The following is a 17,533-nucleotide window of genomic DNA, read 5'->3' as shown; positions in this document are numbered from 1 at the left end:
GTACTCTATATTTTGTCCCCACGGAGGGGTTTATGTTAGGTTTGGACAAACAGATGTCCGCAATGCGGGCCGGGGGCGAATCGGCAATGGGTAAGGCCACTGATCAGAAGAGCAATGCCGGGAACGGCTTCTCGTTTAAGAAAATGCTGCCATTGCTGGTCATTGCGATCGCTATCGCAGCATTCTTCCTGCTCGGGCTTGATGATTATCTAACCTTCCAGGCGCTCAGCGATAATCGCGACCAATTGATAGATTTCGTTTCGGCGAACTTCCTTCTGGCAGCGCTTCTTTATATGGGACTCTATATCGCCGTTGTCGCATTTTCCCTACCGGGAGGCTTGCTGATGACGGTGACCGGCGGATTTCTATTTGGCTGGTTTGCGGCGGGTTTCATGACCGTCTTCGCGGCAACGGTTGGCGCGACCCTACTATTTCTTATTGCTGCCACTTCTCTTGGGGAACCTCTCCGCAAAAAGGCCGGGACGACGTTAAAAAAGCTGGAAGATGGTTTTGCCGAAAATGCGCTGAGCTACCTCTTGTTCCTGCGTTTGGTTCCTGTATTCCCGTTCTGGCTCGTTAATATTGCTCCGGCATTTCTGGGTGTGAAACTCAGCACCTATATTGTCGGGACCTTTATCGGCATCATCCCAGGCACCTTTGTTTTTGCCTATCTTGGCGGTGGTCTCGACAGTATTATCCGGGAACAGCAAGCCAGTTATCAATCTTGCCTGGACAGTGGGCAGACCGACTGTGTGCTGGATTTCCAGATTACCTCCTTGGTGACAACAGAGATTTTATTTTCTTTCTGTGCGCTTGGTGTGATTGCTCTTCTGCCGATCGTTCTTAAGAAATTCCGTAAAAGTTCAAAATAGAGCAGGAGCAATCCTTATGACAACACAGATCAATACCGATATTTGTGTAATAGGTGGCGGCTCCGGCGGCCTTTCTGTTGCGGCGGGCGCGAGCCAGATGGGAGCGAAAACTGTTCTCGTTGAAGGCGGCAAGATGGGCGGTGACTGTCTGAATTATGGATGTGTCCCGTCAAAGGCCTTGATTGCGGCGGCAAAAAAAGCGGCAAGCCTGAAGGATGCCAGTGATTTTGGCGTGACCGGCCCGGCGCCGGTCGTTGATTTTCAGAAAGTCATGGATCATGTGCAGGAGGTTATTGGCTCCATTGCGCCCCATGATTCGGTTGAACGTTTCGAGGGGCTGGGCGTTGAGGTCATACAGGGCTATGGCCGTTTTATCTCGGAAAAGGAACTTGAGGTTGGTGACACACGTGTGAAGGCACGACGATTTGTCATCGCGACGGGATCAAGTGCAACCGCACCCCCCATTCCGGGGTTGGAAGAAGCTGGCTATCTGACCAACGAAACCATTTTTGGGAATCGCACGCGGCCGGATCATATAATCATTATCGGGGGCGGACCAATCGGCCTTGAGATGGCGCAAGCGCACGTTCGTCTCGGATCGAAAGTTACTGTGCTGGAGGCATTCAAGGCCTTTGGCCGGGACGATCCGGAGTTAAGTGCGATTGTACTTAAGACTCTTCACAAAGAGGGGGTTGAGATTCGGGAGGGGGTGAAAATCTCCGAAGTTAAGAAGGGTATAGACGGCACCTATCATATCTCACTCGGTGAGGGTGTCTCAGCGGAAACACTCACAGGGTCTCACCTGTTGGTTGCAGCCGGGCGAAAGGCAAATGTGGAAGGGCTCAACCTTGAGGCTGCGGGCGTGGAATACTCACCAAAAGGTGTGAATGTAGATGCCAGGCTTCGCAGCACAAACAAGAAGATCTATGCCATTGGTGATGTCGCGGGTAGCTACCAATTCACGCATATTGCCGGATACCACGCCGGGATTTTTATCCGTAATGCACTCTTTCGGTTGCCGGCGAAAGTTGATTACAGCGCTGTTCCCTGGGTTACCTTTACCGATCCGGAGCTTGCGAATGTCGGATTGACCGAGGCGACTGCTCGGGAACAGCATGGCGACAAGATAAAAGTGCTGACTTTTCCTTTTGCGGATATCGACCGCGCTCGCACGGAACGGCAGACTGACGGCATGATCAAAGTAATCACCACAAATAATGGCCGTATACTTGGCGCAGGTGTTGTCGGCCCTCATGCTGGCGAGCTGATTCACCCCTGGGGCATCGCGATTGCTGAAAAGCTTAAGATCGGTGCAATGGCGAGCTTTATTGCGCCCTATCCGACATATGGAGAAATCAGTAAGCGGGTAGCCGGCAGTTACTACACACCCAGCCTGTTCAGCACCCGTACCCGAGCGATTGTGAAGTTTCTCTCCCTCTTTGGGTAGGTAATATTTGATAACGCGTTCGTTATCGCAGTTGATTCGGATTCCGGTCGCAAACAGGGCATTGTTGCCCCAAGCAGTCAGTGCTTAAAAAAAATATCGGAAATTTACAGGAGAGACTTATGTTCAAGGAAGTATTAACGGCCGCCGCGATCGCCTCCATGGCGGCAGTTGCTGTCGTGCCAGGTGCCGTGGCAGCTTGTGCGCCCAAAAAGGCTTGCAACGCCTGTGCGGCAAAGAAAGCGTGCAATCCATGCGCCGCGAAAAAGGCGTGTAACCCATGCAATCCTTGTGCGGCAAAAAAGGCTTGCAACCCTTGTAATCCTTGCAAGGCGAACCCCTGCGCAGCTAAAAAGAACTAATTCGCGGGTCGTAAAAGTTTTAGCATCTTTAATTACCAATCAGCCAAAAAGGCCGGTATCATTAAGTTGATACTGGCCCGTTTTTTTGATCTATTCTACAGAATGGCATATTTACGAAACATAGCGGCGCCTTTTCGCAGTCTTTCGGCGAGACTACTTGTGTTGACGCTTGTTTTCGTCATGTTAGCTGAAGTCCTGATTTTCGTACCTTCTATTGCATTTTTCCGATTGAACTACCTTGCGAATAAGGTGGAGCTTGCTCATCTTGCGACGCTCTCGCTTCTGGCGTCTCCCGACAATATGGTGTCGGAAGAACTTCGTGAGGAATTACTGTTTCGTGTTGGCGCCCGCAGCGTTGTTCTGCATGGCGCAAATTCTCGGCTGTTGATTTTGAGTGAGAATATGCCGCCGGCCATTGACGCGGAATTCTATCTCGCAAACCAGAGCCCATTGCCTCTGATCGAACATGCTTTTATGAGCCTTGTGGTAGGTCCGGGGCGGATCATCCGGATAATCAGCCCGCTTGAGAATGAACCAAACTCTTCCCTTGAAGTCGTCATTGACGAAGCGCCGTTAATTGAAGCGATGTATGATTATGCCTGGAATATATTCTGGTTGTCGCTTATCATTTCGACGCTGACAGCAATACTGGTCTATCTGTCGCTCCATTGGCTGATGGTGCGGCCGATGCGGCGATTGAGTGAGAGCATGATCGCCTTTCGCCGCGCTCCGGAGAATGTCAGCACAGCCCTTATTCCCTCAAAACGACGGGATGAAATTGGCGTGGCCGAGCGCGAGTTGGAGATCATGCAAACGCGCCTGCGGTCGGCCCTGAAGCAAAAGCAGCATCTTGTCGCGCTTGGAACAGCAGTCACAAAGATCAGCCACGACCTTCGGAACATTCTCTCCACCTCGCAGATTGTCAGCGACAGTCTTTCTGAAGTGAAAGACCCCAAAGTCCAAAAAGTGGTTCCACGCCTGATGACCAGTATTGATCGGGCTATTGATCTTTGTACGCAAACCTTGAAATACGGCCGTGCTGACGAGCAGGTACCCAGGAAAGAGCGATTCCTTCTGGAGCCATTGGTGAACGAGGTGAAAACGTCGGTTGGGTTGCGGGAGAATAATGGTATTACATGGCGGAATAAAATACCCTCGGGCCTGATGTTGAATGCCGACCGTGACCAGTTTTACCGGATACTGCTTAATCTATGCCGCAACGCTGTACAGGCGATGGAAGGGGAAGGGACGGTAGATATTCAAGCACTTCGTGCAGGCTCCCGCATCCTTATCCGTGTCGGCGATACGGGGCCGGGATTACCTGCAAAAGCAAAACAACATCTTTTCGAGCCTTTTTCGGGGTCCGCGCGGGCTGGTGGCACGGGGCTAGGCCTATCCATCGCACGCGAACTTGTCGTCGCGCATGGCGGCGAGATCACGCTTGAACGCACGGGGAGTTCTGGCACAATTTTCTGTATCGAAATACCGGATTAACGCTATTTAAACGCTCCTGCCATATGTTGTCGATTAGTGATGTTTAAGTACAATTTGGTCGATATCTGGGATATTCTGCAGGGCGATAATGCAGCACAAACATATTTGGTTTATAATTGGAATAGCCGCGATGACAAGTGGCTGCTCCAGCGACGTCTTCAAATCGGCCGATAAGAATGTTGCCGGCATCTTTGGTGAGTCATGCTCTTTTGCTAACCTTTCTTCGGGAGATGATTTCTGCCCGACCGAATCCGAGATTTACATTCAGCCTGCACTTTATTGTTATAAGTCGCTCGGAGCGGTAAATTGTTATTCAGAGCAAAATCCTTACCAGACAGAGAAGTCGGAGAGGGTGCGTAAAGTTCCAGCACTCGCATCCACAGGAATTGAGGCTATTACTGTCGAAGAGTAGGCATGCCTTTCGTGCTCCCAAATAGATAGGGTCCCGCCGACTGTATTGTTCTTATTCGCTGAAACGGCGGTGTACTTATTGTTTAATATTGCTAACCTGTTCCGTATTATCCATTAGGAGGAAGAGCAGGCAATGGCATGGAACCCGGATCAATATAATCTCTTTTCCGATCATCGGCTGCGTCCAGCACTGGATCTGCTATCACAGGTTCCGTTGATTTCGCCGTATGTGATCTATGATCTGGGTTGCGGTACAGGAAATGTGACGGCACTCCTCTCGCAACACTGGAATGAAGCGATTGTCACCGGTATCGACAGTTCCGCAGAGATGCTTGCGACGGCTCGGAGTAACCATCCGTCTCTTGAGTGGAAACAGGCGGATATTGCTAATTTTTCGCCGACCAGCAAGGGTAATCTGATTTTCAGTAACGCGGCGCTTCACTGGCTTGATAACCATGAAACGGTGTTCCCTAAATTGTTGGAGCAATTGCGGCCTGGCGGGGTGCTCGCCGTACAGATGCCCAACAATTTCTCCGCCCCGTCCCATCAAAATCTTTATGATCTTGCCGAATCCCCGGAATGGGTCGACAAGTTGGGGCCATTGGTGCGCCCCGCACCTGTCCACAATATCAACTGGTATTTTGAATTTCTCTCGCCTCTGGTCGAGAAAATCAATATTTGGGAGACGACCTATTACCAGGTTCTGAAAGGCCGGGATGCAGTCCTTGAATGGACGCGGGGGACAGCACTCCGCCCGTTCCTCGAAGCACTTGATACGGCAGAAGCAGAAGTATTTGAAGGCCAGTATGCCGAGAGATTGTTGGAATCCTATCCTGTCAGGCAGGATGATTCGACCCTGTACCCCTTTTCCAGGCTTTTTATCGTGGTTCAACTACCTGAAAACTAGCTATCTCTAATCTGTAAGAACTACGCCCTCACGGCGCGGGTCTGCCCCTCCTTCAAGGCCGTCGTCTGTGATCTGGATGCCATGAAGCCCACTATTGAGACTGCGGACTTTTACCTCATATCCCATGGCCTCCATCGCAGGTTTAAGAGCCACAAGGGAAGTTTCCGCTTCCAGGTCAAGTGTCCCGTTCCGGTTTATGAAGTGGGGCATATCGATGGCCGACTGCATATCCATATTCCAGTCGAGGGAAGCAATAATTGTTTTCAGGACATAACCGATTATCCGGCTACCACCGGGTGACCCGATGACCATGTGCAAGTTTCCGTCCTTGTCAAACACCATGGTCGGCGACATCGAACTGCGGGGGCGCTTATTCGGTTCGATGCGGTTGGCAATGGGCCCGTCTTCGGTGGTGGGGGAGAAGGAAAAATCGGTAAGCTGGTTATTGAGAATGAAACCGCCAGTCATCAATCGTGAACCAAATACATTTTCGACCGATGTGGTCATGGAGACAGCATTTCCAAAACTGTCCAGAATACTGAAATGGCTGGTGGAGGGCAGTTCAATGGCATTATCCAGACCAAGAGAGCCTTGTTTTTCCAGTGGAACTCCCGCCTTAAACGGCAGAGGTGATTCGCCGGGTTTGACTAACTTGGCCCGGTTAGCAGTGTAACTCTCTCCCAATAAGCTCTCGATCGGAACATCAACGAAATCGCCATCTGCAAGATATTTTCCGCGGTCAGCAAAAGCAAGTGCGCTGGCCTGTGCGATCAGGTCAATCGCCGCACTACTACCCGGTGTGATTGTAGGCATGTTCCAGTTTTCAAGGATACGCAAGGCTTGCAACAAGGTGATCCCGCCAGATGTCGGCGGCCCCATTCCACAAATTTGATGGCTGCGATACAGTGCGCAAACCGGCTCTCTTTTTACGGCTTCATAATTAGCTAGATCATTGAGTGTGAGCAGGCCCGGATTACCGTTATCACTGCGAACGGCATCGACAATCGACTTGGCAATGTCACCGCGATAGAAAACATCCGGCCCACCATTGGCAATCTGTTTTAACGTTGCCGCAAGGGAAGGATTTTTTAAACGCTCACCTGCAGGTTTTGCTGTGCCGTCCATGTTATAAAAATATGCTGCCGCTGCTGCCTTGGTATTCAGATACTTATCTCTGTCGACCAGGTAATGAAGTCGGGGTGAAATCAGGAATCCCTCCTCGGCCAGTTTGATTGCCGGTTCAAAAAGATCCTTCCATTGCAGTATTCCATGATCCTGATGGGCCTTTGCCATCATGGCAACAACGCCAGGGACGCCGACAGATCCACCACCAACGACAGCATCATAAAATTTTTTCTTGGTACCATCTGCTTTAAGGAAATGGGTTTCCTGAACAGCCGCCGGAGCGGTTTCCCGTCCGTCATATGTCTCCAGCCTTTTGGTTTCCCTGTCAAAAAAGAGCATAAAGGCGCCGCCGCCTATACCTGAAGATTGCGGTTCTACCAGTGTAAGCACCATCTGCGTTGCAATCGCCGCATCGACAGCACTTCCACCACGGGCAAGCATGTCCTGTCCCGCCGCAGCCGCCAACGGATTAGCCGCCGTGATCATGAATTTCTGATTACTCTCCGCCCGAAGCGGGGATGTGAGCAGTAGGCAGAATAAACAGAGAGACAGCAATAGATGCCATGGAGAATACCGGAACAGGGAGAGAGCGTGCATTTAGGGAGCTCCTTGCGAATTTGTTGCAGTAGCGAAGATAAGTTGACCGTTGGAATAGCTAACGCTAACGTTACGTAAACAAAAGCAAAAGATAATTATTATGAACAAACCTGGCACCAGAAATCTTATCACAGATGTTGAAGGTATAAAAATCGGCAATGCTGAAGATCCGGGAGCAATGTCCGGGGTGACAGTGGTTGTCCCCGATAATGCGGCGGTTGGTGGTGTGGACGTTCGCGGCGGTGGACCGGGTACGCGTGAAACTGAAGCACTTAATCCAGACTGCATGGTGGAGCGGGTGGATGCCATCGTTTTAAGTGGGGGGTCCGTCTACGGATTAGAGGCTGCGTCGGGCGCGGTTATGGCGCTCGCCAAACAGGGGCGCGGGTTCGAGGCGAAGGGTATTCATGTACCGATCGTGCCGGCTGCCATATTGTTCGATCTGGCGAACTCCGGAAACAAGAATTGGGGAGATATGCCGCCCTATCGCCAGCTTGGCATTGATGCCACGGAAAATGCAGGGGAGGATTTTCCGCTTGGTAATGTTGGCGCAGGATATGGCGCTGCCGCCGGCAAGATGAAAGGCGGGCTGGGGAGTGCCTCTCTTGTAAGTGATGACGGCATTCAGGTAGGAGCGGTTTTTGCTGTCAATCCGGTCGGTAGTGTGATCATGCCAGGAACGCGGCACTTTTGGGCCTGGCCATTTGAACAGGGTGAAGAATTTGGGGGCTTTGGGGCCCCTGAGTTTAAGAAGGACATGCCGCTGGATATGCCCGTGGAATCGCGGCTTGCGGAAAATACTACTATTGGTGTCATCGCAACCAATATTACTCTCACGAAATCAGAAGCGAAGCGTGTCGCGATCATGGCTCACGACGGATTGGCACGTTCAATTAGGCCTGTACATACCCCCTTTGACGGCGATAGTATTTTTGTATTATCGACCGAGAAGGAAGAGTTAGCCGGGCCAAGACCGCTTGGTGTGGCAAGGATCGGGGCAATGGCCGCGGATTGTGTCGCCCGTTCCATCGCTCGAGGTGTTTACAACGCCAAAAGTTTAGGTGGTCTACCTGGGTTTATGTCTTAGTATCGTTACGTTTATTTTAGGGAGAGAAGTCAATGAAGAGACTCATTATTGCTGCCGCCCTTGCCGGCGCCATGTTGGCTCCGTTTTCGGCCATGGCAGCGAAAGACAGCGTTACCTTCGCTCAGAGGCTGGAACCACCCGGGCTTGACCCGCGCACCGGTGCGGCCGCGGCGATTTCGCTGACCACACTATATAATATCTATGAAGGGCTGACGCGCGTGGATGAAAAGGGCATGGTTCATCCAAGCCTCGCCGAAAGCTGGACAATCAGTGATGATGGCCTGACATACACTTTTAAGCTTGTCGAAGGTGCGAAATTCCATGATGGCGCGGATTTCGATAGCTCTGACGTCAAATACACTTTTGATGCCAATGCCGCCGAAGACAGTCAGAATAAGCGTAAAGACCGCTTCACGAATATGGAAAGCGTTGAAACACCGGACGCCAATACGGTTGTTATCAAGCTGAAAGAGCGTCGCCCGGCCTTGCTTGAGCAATTAAGCGAATCTACAGCCGTGATTGTAGATCCGGCTTCGGATGCGACAAACGCAACCAAACCGGTTGGTACAGGCCCTTATAAGTTCGAAAGCTGGACGAAAGGTGACAGTCTTAAACTGGTTGCGGCGGATACCTATCGCGATACGGATGCGGTGGCGATCAAAAATGTGACGATCCGTTTCATTGGTGACGGCACTGCTCGTCTTGCTGCGTTGCTGGCCGGAGATGTGGACGTTGCTGACATTCCAAACGAACTGGTTGGGAGCGATTCTCTTAAGGATGATTTCAATATTTTGGTTGGGAATACAAATGGTGAGACCATTCTCAGTACCAATAACGGGAATGAAGCACTTTCCAAGCTGAAGGTCCGGCAGGCGATTGCCCATGCAATCAATCGTCAGGAAATCATTGATGGTGCAATGTTTGGGTACGGAACACCGATCGGTTCGCATTTTGCGCCGCATCATCCTGACTATGTCGACCTGACCGGAACCTATCCGTTTGATCCGGAACTGTCCAAGAAACTTCTGGCAGAAGCCGGATATCCGGATGGGCTGGAGCTTTCTCTGAAGTTACCGCCAGTAGATGATTATGCCCGTAAGGGCGGCCAGATCGTCGCATCACAGCTTGAAAAAGCGGGCTTCAAAATAAAGATCGAGAATGTCGACTGGCCGAAATGGCTGGACGAGGTTTACAAGAAGAAAAACTATGATCTGTCCATCGTCTCGCATGTTGAACCAATGGATATCGGCATTTACGCTCGTGAAAATTACTATTTCAACTATGACAATCCGAAGTTTAACGAAGTAGTCGCTGCAGCTGAATCTGCTGCCTCAGCGGCAGAGCGGACCGAACTGTTGCAGACAGCGCAGAAGATGCTGGCTGAGGAAGCCGTGAACGGATATTTGTTCCAGTTGCCGCGCGTTATTGTGGTGCGTAAGGGGCTGAATGGCGTTTGGAAGGACATGCCTTTCTTCGTCACGGATGCCTCCCGCATATCCTGGAGCGATTAAGAGTAGCGGCTTATAGCCTTTACTAAAAATGCAAAACCCGCTGGCTCACACCAGCGGGTTTTTTTATATAAGGGAATTTTAACGCCCTTCTTAATCGCAAATGAGACGTTTACGCTGCGGCGGATTTTGCCGAATTCAGATAAACTTCCAGCTCGTCCGCACCACCGATTTTCTCCCCATCTATAAAAATCTGGGGTGTTGTCAAAGCGCCTGATACAGCCCTCAGGGAGCGCATCGTAGCATCGGTACCAAGAACGATTTCCTCATACCCAAGGCCAGCATTTTCCAGTGCTGATTTAGCTCTGGCGCAATGGCCGCAGCCGGGTTTTGAGAATACCGTAATCGCTTTCGGCTTTTCCGCGCTCGGGTTGAGGTATTTCAGCATCGTGTCTGCATCGGAAACCTCGAACGGGTCGCCTTCAACTTCCGGCTCGATGAACATTTTCTCAACAACGCCATCATTCACCAGCATGGAATAGCGCCAGCTACGCTTGCCAAAACCAAGGTCCTCCTTGTTTACAAGCATGTTCATGCCGTCGGTGAAGGCGCCTGTCCCGTCAGGGATGAACGTAATGTTATCGGCCTTCTGGTCTTTTTTCCATTCGTTCATGACGAAGGTGTCGTTGACCGAAAGGCAGATTACGCGGTCGACGCCGGACTCTTTGAAGGTCGGCGCAAGTTCATTATATCGAGGGAGATGCGACGAGGAGCAGGTCGGTGTAAATGCTCCCGGAAGAGCAAACAAAACAACCTTCTGGCCCTTGAAAAGCTCGTCCGTTGTCACGTCGCACCAGGCATCGCCGTCGCGCGTTTTAAAGGTGACATTCGGTACTTTCTGGCCTTCCATATTTTTCATCTTCTAAACTCCATTTCTATGCAAAATCTGATGACAAGCGTTATATATTGATGGTCAAACATATTGCAAGTAATAATTGGAATTATTTTAAAGTAGGTATTTCGGTGCACATATCATTGTGTGTTGCTGCTTCTTTACTGGAGGTAAGGTGGCCCGGTGATACAGACAAGAGTACAAATGAGAATAATTGCCGCTGGTCATTCTGGATCGCAGTTGATAAAGTTTGCGCAAGGCGGTTCTATCGGATTTGACGGTAGATCAAGAGGGAATATAGTGCGGGCATTTCATTGCCTAAATCTATAGCTGCCCCCGCAACTGTGAGCGCCGAAGTGTTTTCGATGATACCACTGGAGTGATCTGGGAAGGTAGAAAATGCGGTTTTCGCGCGAGCCAGGAGACCTGCCGCTGAGAATAAAATGAAGTCAAGTCGTCGGGTGAGACGAAAACAGGAGAATGACATGCGATATAAACTAACGGCGGCGACCGTGCTGGCAGGTGTGGCGGTTCCAGGTTTGGCCTATGCCCATCATCCGATGGGAGGCGCGACGCCCAATACCTTCATGGAAGGGCTGTTGTCCGGCATCGGGCACCCGATTATTGGGATTGATCATCTGGCCTTCGTCATTCTGGTGGGATTGGCGGCGGTATTTCTGACAAGAAAATATATGGCGCCGCTTGCCTTTATTCTCGGGACCGTCGCGGGCTGTCTGTTGATTGCGAACGGCGCGAGTCTACCTTTTGCAGAGTTGGTGATCACCGGTTCTGTCATTCTTTTGGGCGCTTTGGTCATGTCAGGCCGGAAAATACCATCGAGTTTATATGTGGCAATTTTTGCCATTGCCGGCCTGTTTCACGGTGGCGCCTACGGTGAGGCGATTGTTGGGGCCGAAAATACAGCCTTGGCCGCTTACCTCATCGGCTTTGCGGCCATTCAGTATTCAATTGCGCTCGGCGCCGGATTTGTTGCTGAGAAACTTTGGCATGCGACCGAGGCAGCGGCTACAAAACCGCGGATCGCTGGGGCGGTTGCGGCCGGTGTCGGGATTGCCTTCTTCGTAGAGAATGTTGAGGGTATGATCTTCAGCTAAAGAATAGCTGGCCGCATTCACGGTTTTACTAACAAAAAAAGCGACGGGAACTACCGTCGCTTTTTTTATATCGTCAGCTCAATCGTTAGCGAACAAACACATGCACTTCATTTGTGGTGATGGCACTATTCGTCGTGCTGGATAGATTAACCCGTGACGCGGGCAGGCCCATGTCGGTCAGTGACCGCAAGACACGTTCCGCATTCTGTATGGATTTAGTCTGGTTACTGGCCAGGTTGCCGTTAATCGGGGCTATTGAGACAACATCAAAGGTCGCTTGAGGGCGTTCCTGCATGGTGCGGCTAACCGCATCGTAAAGTGCCTGCTCGTATGCTACGTCATCCCGGTTGAAACGGATGATAACCAGTGCCTGCCGTTCATTCGAAGCCGTATTCGCTGATGCTGTATCAAGGTAATTTCGGGTGCCGGCACTTGTTCCTAAAAACCCGCCATTCTTGATCGCAATCGAGGTGTTGGTGAGGTTCATCCGTTCTGTCCCGACATAAGCGGTCTGGCGGTTGATATCATTGGTGAGCTGGTTCAAAAGACGGTTCGCAAGCACTGAAGTCCGGCTGGTTTCATCTTCCAGTACCGTCAATTGCCGGTGATCCTCTTCAATCGCGCCGCTGAGTTCAAAGGCGGATTGCACCGATTCGAGCAGGAAGCCAACTTCGCCGGCATCTCCTGCGGCCGTATTCGCCAGGCTGTTCATCTCGGAAACATCCGCCGCAATTTTCTCAAGATCACTCTGGGCTTCATTCCACTGATTGATCAAGATCGGGTTCCCTTTGGTCGTGCCGATCTGAAGGCGCGTATTAATCGCGGCCATAGTGCCGTGATATCGCTGAGACGTCGCTGTGGTTGATGCCTCAATCGCCTCGTACTGGGCGCTGCTCTGGTTTACGCGTGCTTGCAGGGCACGGAGGTTTTCTCGCAAGGCTTCAACCCGTTGCCCGACAACTGTGCCCGTGCTGGGCGCTGTCGTAACCTCAGGCAGTTGAAACCGGCTTGGTGCTGCCTGAGGTGCAGGCGTGGCCGCTGTGGCTGTAGCCATCGCGGCCTGCGTTGCCGTAGGGTCGGCAGTCATCGCCGCCTTCTGGGCAATTGCCATGGCTTCCTGTCCTGATTTTACGGGGGCCGGGTCCCCGGTCAGGGGCGGCAGCAGTTTTTCATCTACAAAAGAGCAACTCGCGACGAGTAATACGGCGCTGACTGCAACGGGGCGGGTAAGGTTGAATACCATGGTTGTAAAACACTCTTTGTTTTTGTGCGCGCAAAAACCCGGTAGCGGGAGGGCGATATCACCTTTCCATGCCGAGCGGTTATCGTAACCGAAAATCAGGGGCAGATAGTATCTAATGAAAAGCGTGGCGACAAGAACCGATTTTGACACAACTTTTTAAGAAAATCTGGTTTAATCGCTTGCATTGCCTTCCCCTTTTGATTAATTTCCCGATCCTCAGGTGGGCGCTACATTAATTCGCCCCCTTTAGTCGGTCGAAGAAAGGCTGGCGATCAAGCACCGGTAGCTCAGCTGGATAGAGCACTAGACTACGAATCTAGGGGTCGGGAGTTCGAATCTTCCCCGGTGCGCCATTTCTCTCAATACATCTGCAAAACTGGATTGTCTTATTAATCCAAGGAGACTGTGTCTCTATCGCTTGCGTAGTTTTTGCAACGTATTCTCCAGAACATTTAAAAACTGACTGCGGTCTTTCTTGCTAAATGGCGCGTTACCACCAGAGATATCTCCGGTTTCCCGAAGATGCGCGTTGAGGTCGCGCATGGCAAGGGACATGCCGATGGACTGTTCGGTGAAGGGTTTACCCGTCGGACCAAGAACAACGGCGGATTTTTTAAGGGCCCTGTCGGCGAGGGGAATATCCGAGGTGATCACCACATCCCCCGAGGTCGCATTCTCCGCAATCCAGTTATCAGCGGCATCGAAGCCGTCGTCGACCACCACTTGCTCGATCAGCGGGCTTTGTGGAATGCGCATCCAGCTGTTGCTGACAACATAGGTTATCAATCGATGCCGCCCGGCGACGCGATAAATTTCGTCCTTTACCGGGCAGGCGTCCGCATCAATAAAGATTCTGGTCAAGTTGCCGGACTGCCTAACTTGCCTGTTGGATGACGTCCCACACCCGCTGAGGCGTTGCGGGCATATCAATATGGTGCACACCAAGATCGGCAAGTCCGTCAATGACTGCATTTATAACGGCAGGCGGTGCGCCAATGCATCCAGCCTCCCCGCAGCCTTTAACGCCCATTGGATTCATGGTGCAAGGCACCTCGATCGTCTCATAGCGCAGATCGAGAGGGATATTATCTGCGCGTGGCATGCCATAATCCATGTAAGAGCCAGTCAGGAGCTGCCCATCATCACTGTAGACCGTGTTCTCGGTGAGCGCCTGCCCGATCCCCTGTCCGACACCACCGATCACCTGATTGCGCACGAGCGCAGGATTGATGATCGTGCCGAAGTCATCAACAATGACGTAGCGGACAACCTCTGTCGCGCCGGTCAGCTCATCGATCTCGACTTCCGCAATATGACAGCCATTGGGATAGGTAAAAGCCTCGACCGTAAAGCTTGCCTCAGAATCGAGGCCTTCGGCGAGATTTTCCGGGAGTTGCCCCAGCCCTCGGGCGCGATGGGCAAGCTCCAGAATGCCAATTTTACGGTCAGTTCCGGCAATGGCGAATTCGCCGTCATCAGCGGAGAACTCAATATCAACCGGCGCGGCTTCCAGGAAGTGGCCTGCTAGCTCCTTGCCTTTATTGATCACCTCGTCACTCGCGGCATGAATGGCTGGCCCCTGTGTTGTCAGGGAGCGTGACCCGCCGGTGCCGCCACCCGACTTGATCTTGTCCGTGTCCCCTTGGACAATCTCGATATTTTCAAAAGGGACGCCCAGACGTTCGGCGACAATTTGGGCATAGGCGGTCGAATGACCCTGTCCAGAGGATTGAGTGCCGACAGCAACAGTGACGCGATCATCGTCTTCAAAACGGATGGTCGCGGTTTCCGTCGGGTTACCCGCAGTGGCCTCAACATAGTAGCACATACCAATGCCCCGGCGTTTCCCGTTGCTGGCTGAGGCTATACGGCGATCGGGGAAACTCGCCCAGTCCGAGGTTTCAAGCGCCCGGTCCATAATTCGTTCAAACTCACCACTGTCGTAAACGCAGCCGGTTGAGGTCGTATAGGGAATGGCCGACACGGGAATAAAGTTCTTCCGCCGGATTTCATCCTGCCCGAGGCCGAGTTCCCGTGCGGCCCTATCCATCAGCCGTTCGATAACAAAGATAGCCTCTGGTCGTCCGGCACCACGGTAGGCATCCACCGGCACTGTATTGGTGAAGACGCCGATGCTGCGGTAGTAAAAATTGGGGATGTCATAGACACCCGGCAGGACCTTTACCGCTGCCATGGTCGGGATCAACGGGCCAAATGTGGACAAGTAGGCGCCGAGGTTGGCGTTGGTCTCCACCTTCATGCCTGTAATCATGTTATCGGCATCGAAGGCTAGTTTCGCGCGCGTTACATGATCGCGCCCCTGCGTATCAGAGAGGAAGGCGTCGCTGCGTTCCCCTATCCATTTGATGGGCCTGCCTAGCTTGCGGGATGCCCAGACCGTAACTGCGCATTCAGAATAGAAGAAAAGCTTCATGCCGAACGCGCCACCTACGTCAGGTGTAATCACCCTGATATCCTCTTCGGGTACGTGCAAAATCGCATTGGCAAGCAAAGAGCGTAGCACCCAACCGCCTTGCGTACCCATGCGCACCGTCATTTTCGCTGCGTCACCGTCCCAGTCGGCAATCAGGCCGCGCGGTTCCATCGAGTTTACGACAACCCGGTTATTGATTAGCTCAACCTCGGTCACATGGCTCGCATTAGAGAAAACATCCTGGATATTTTTCTCGTCTCCCTGTTCCCAATCGAAGGCAACATTGTTCGCGACATCTTTATGGACGAGGGGCTGGTTTCCCATATTCGCGGTTTTCGTATCGACAACAACGTCTTCTTCTTCGAAATCGATAAAGATCAGTTCCGCTGCATCTTTTGCCTGATCAAGTGTATCTGCGATAACAAAAGCGATATTATCGCCAACATAGCGGACCTTATCCGTCGCAAGAACCGGATGTCCGGGATCTGCGCGGTCGCTACCGTCACGGTTTTTGAGGGGGATCATGCAGGGAAGCTGGTTCGCCTTGTCCGCCTCCAGTTCCTTTCCAAGGATAATATCAACAACGCCCGGCGCCTGCCGCGCGTCGTCAATATCAATGGAGAGAATTTTTCCGTGGGCAATCGGGGATCGCAGCATGTATCCATAAAGCTGACCATCCAATGAGATATCATCGGTATATTCGCCGGTTCCTGTAATAAGACGAAAATCCTCTTTACGTTCAACAGACTGATTTACACCGAATTTCACCATTTTTGTTGTCCACCTTTGTTAATGTGGTGCGCCCACCGTGGTTATCTGACTTTATACTATCAGACGGGTAACAGCCGACTTCAACCCCCGAAATAAAAATTTAGACAGTCAGGTTCTTATTTGGGTTGTTCCCATAGAACGCCATCCTGAACAAAATTCTCAATCTCCTCATTACCAAATCCGTGTTCCCTCAGAATATCGCGCCCCTGTGCACCAAAGGCGGGGGGAATCGACTTCGCGGATCCGGGGGTGCGGCTCAGCTTAACAGCGACACCCGTTCCTTTGTAATCGTCCATCTCAACAACCATATTACGATGGCGTGTATGTGGATGGTTGATCGCTTCAGGGACAGACATGGCGGCACCAGCCGGAACGCCAGCCGCCAGCAGCTGGGTTGCCACTTCCACACCATCTTTATCTGCAAAGAGCTTGTTGAGGGCTTCATTCAGCGCATCGCGGTTTTTCACGCGAAGGGAATTATCCGCAAAACGAGGATCGTTGGCGAGATCGGGATGGCCCAGTGATGCGCAGAGTTTCGTAAACTGGCCATGATTTCCGACTCCAAGGAAAACAGGTGTTGTCTGTGTCGGGTAGAGATTATAAGGCGCGATATTCGGATGGGAGTTTCCGGTAAGCTTAGGGGCATTCCCAGACATCAGGTAATTTGCAGCATGCGGATGCTGCAGTTGAATTCCCGTATCATAGAGCGAAGCCTCAACCGACTGCCCCTTGCCGGACGTATGCCGCTCATTCACCGCCATGAGAATACCGATCACCGCATTCATCCCGGTTCCAAGATCAACCAAGGGAATGCCGAGACGAACCTGACCGGATTCAGGTGATCCGTTGATGCTGATCAATCCGGCCCAAGCCTGAATGACGGCATCATATCCGGGATATCCGCCGAAAGGTCCGTCCGCGCCAAACCCAGTTACGCGGCAATGGATTAATCGCGGAAACTCCTTGGAAAGGACGTCATCATAGCCGAGGCCCCATTTTTCAAGGCTGCCTGTTTTGAAGTTCTCAACCAAGATATCTGCATCTTCGAGTAACTTTAGAAGGATTTTCTTTCCTTCCTCATGGCGGATATCGAGGGCGATGGATCGCTTGTTACGGTTCGTCCCGGAAAAATAGGCCGCAATGCCTGAATCATTGTACGGTGGGCCCCAACCTCTCGTCTCGTCCCCTTGCGGAGGCTCGATCTTTATGACTTCTGCGCCGTGATCACCCAGCATTTGCGTACAGAATGGTCCCCCGAGAACACGGGAAAGATCAATTACTTTCAAGCCCGAGAGGGCACCTTTACTAGACATATTGGTCCTACTTCTATT

General features: G+C 51.8%; 14 protein-coding genes, 1 tRNA gene and 1 riboswitch. Of the genes, 8 read left to right on the top strand and 7 right to left on the bottom strand.

What is annotated here, in order from left to right; all coding sequences use genetic code 11:
• Nucleotides 1-32 precede the first annotated feature (32 nt).
• Nucleotides 33-872 (top strand): TVP38/TMEM64 family protein, encoded by an 840-nt coding sequence (locus GQE98_RS01755; protein ID WP_202526028.1) that lies wholly within the window; start codon nt 33-35, stop codon nt 870-872.
• 16 nt (nt 873-888) lie between these two features.
• Nucleotides 889-2,319 (top strand): dihydrolipoyl dehydrogenase family protein, encoded by a 1,431-nt coding sequence (locus GQE98_RS01750; protein WP_161313829.1) that lies wholly within the window; start codon nt 889-891, stop codon nt 2,317-2,319.
• A 22-nt stretch (nt 2,320-2,341) separates the two neighbouring features.
• Here the strand turns inward: GQE98_RS01750 and GQE98_RS01745 are convergent, their stop codons facing one another.
• Nucleotides 2,342-2,647 (bottom strand): hypothetical protein, encoded by a 306-nt coding sequence (locus GQE98_RS01745; RefSeq protein ID WP_161313828.1) that lies wholly within the window; start codon nt 2,645-2,647, stop codon nt 2,342-2,344.
• Between the two features lie 190 nt (nt 2,648-2,837).
• On the opposite strand from GQE98_RS01745, the gene GQE98_RS01740 reads away from it, so the two are divergent.
• Nucleotides 2,838-4,172 carry an ATP-binding protein gene (locus GQE98_RS01740; RefSeq protein WP_161313827.1) on the top strand — a complete coding sequence of 445 codons (1,335 nt, stop codon included), beginning with the start codon at nt 2,838-2,840 and terminating at the stop codon, nt 4,170-4,172.
• Nucleotides 4,173-4,716: 544 nt separating this feature from the next.
• On the top strand, nt 4,717-5,490 hold the full coding sequence (locus GQE98_RS01735) for a methyltransferase domain-containing protein (protein ID WP_161313826.1): 774 nt from the start codon (nt 4,717-4,719) through the stop codon (nt 5,488-5,490).
• Nucleotides 5,491-5,496: 6 nt separating this feature from the next.
• On the opposite strand, the gene ggt is transcribed toward GQE98_RS01735, so the two are convergent.
• Nucleotides 5,497-7,212: a gamma-glutamyltransferase gene (gene ggt, locus GQE98_RS01730; protein WP_161313825.1), complete on the bottom strand. Its 1,716-nt coding sequence runs from the start codon at nt 7,210-7,212 to the stop codon at nt 5,497-5,499.
• A gap of 100 nt (nt 7,213-7,312) precedes the next feature.
• On the opposite strand from ggt, the gene GQE98_RS01725 reads away from it, so the two are divergent.
• Together GQE98_RS01725 and GQE98_RS01720 are read left to right on the top strand one after the other, a co-directional pair.
• The gene (locus tag GQE98_RS01725) at nt 7,313-8,299 is read left to right on the top strand and encodes a P1 family peptidase (protein WP_161313824.1); all 987 of its coding nucleotides are present in this window, start codon (nt 7,313-7,315) and stop codon (nt 8,297-8,299) included.
• Nucleotides 8,300-8,331: 32 nt separating this feature from the next.
• Nucleotides 8,332-9,810, top strand: a complete 1,479-nt coding sequence (locus tag GQE98_RS01720) for an ABC transporter substrate-binding protein (protein ID WP_161313823.1) — start codon at nt 8,332-8,334, stop codon at nt 9,808-9,810.
• A gap of 109 nt (nt 9,811-9,919) precedes the next feature.
• On the opposite strand, the gene GQE98_RS01715 is transcribed toward GQE98_RS01720, so the two are convergent.
• Nucleotides 9,920-10,666, bottom strand: a complete 747-nt coding sequence (locus GQE98_RS01715; protein ID WP_161313822.1) for a glutathione peroxidase — start codon at nt 10,664-10,666, stop codon at nt 9,920-9,922.
• Between the two features lie 216 nt (nt 10,667-10,882).
• Nucleotides 10,883-11,087: riboswitch (cobalamin riboswitch) on the top strand.
• A gap of 37 nt (nt 11,088-11,124) precedes the next feature.
• On the opposite strand from GQE98_RS01715, the gene GQE98_RS01710 reads away from it, so the two are divergent.
• Complete coding sequence (locus tag GQE98_RS01710; RefSeq protein WP_161313821.1) at nt 11,125-11,754, top strand: HupE/UreJ family protein; 630 nt, start codon at nt 11,125-11,127, stop codon at nt 11,752-11,754.
• 85 nt (nt 11,755-11,839) lie between these two features.
• Here the strand turns inward: GQE98_RS01710 and GQE98_RS01705 are convergent, their stop codons facing one another.
• Nucleotides 11,840-12,997: a hypothetical protein gene (locus GQE98_RS01705; RefSeq protein ID WP_161313820.1), complete on the bottom strand. Its 1,158-nt coding sequence runs from the start codon at nt 12,995-12,997 to the stop codon at nt 11,840-11,842.
• 276 nt (nt 12,998-13,273) lie between these two features.
• On the opposite strand from GQE98_RS01705, the gene GQE98_RS01700 reads away from it, so the two are divergent.
• Nucleotides 13,274-13,350 (top strand) — tRNA-Arg (locus GQE98_RS01700).
• A gap of 58 nt (nt 13,351-13,408) precedes the next feature.
• On the opposite strand, the gene GQE98_RS01695 is transcribed toward GQE98_RS01700, so the two are convergent.
• The 3 genes from GQE98_RS01695 to GQE98_RS01685 form a co-directional block, all read right to left on the bottom strand.
• Nucleotides 13,409-13,858, bottom strand: a complete 450-nt coding sequence (locus GQE98_RS01695; RefSeq protein ID WP_202526027.1) for a YaiI/YqxD family protein — start codon at nt 13,856-13,858, stop codon at nt 13,409-13,411.
• 13 nt (nt 13,859-13,871) lie between these two features.
• Nucleotides 13,872-16,202 carry a xanthine dehydrogenase family protein molybdopterin-binding subunit gene (locus GQE98_RS01690; protein WP_161313818.1) on the bottom strand — a complete coding sequence of 777 codons (2,331 nt, stop codon included), beginning with the start codon at nt 16,200-16,202 and terminating at the stop codon, nt 13,872-13,874.
• A gap of 116 nt (nt 16,203-16,318) precedes the next feature.
• Nucleotides 16,319-17,515: a CaiB/BaiF CoA transferase family protein gene (locus GQE98_RS01685; protein WP_161313817.1), complete on the bottom strand. Its 1,197-nt coding sequence runs from the start codon at nt 17,513-17,515 to the stop codon at nt 16,319-16,321.
• Between the last annotated feature and the right edge of the window lie 18 nt (nt 17,516-17,533).

It is taken from the genome of Sneathiella litorea (assembly GCF_009882915.1).
GTDB classification, from domain to species: Bacteria; Pseudomonadota; Alphaproteobacteria; order Sneathiellales; family Sneathiellaceae; genus Sneathiella; species Sneathiella litorea.
This window is presented reverse-complemented; position numbering and strand designations above follow the sequence as displayed.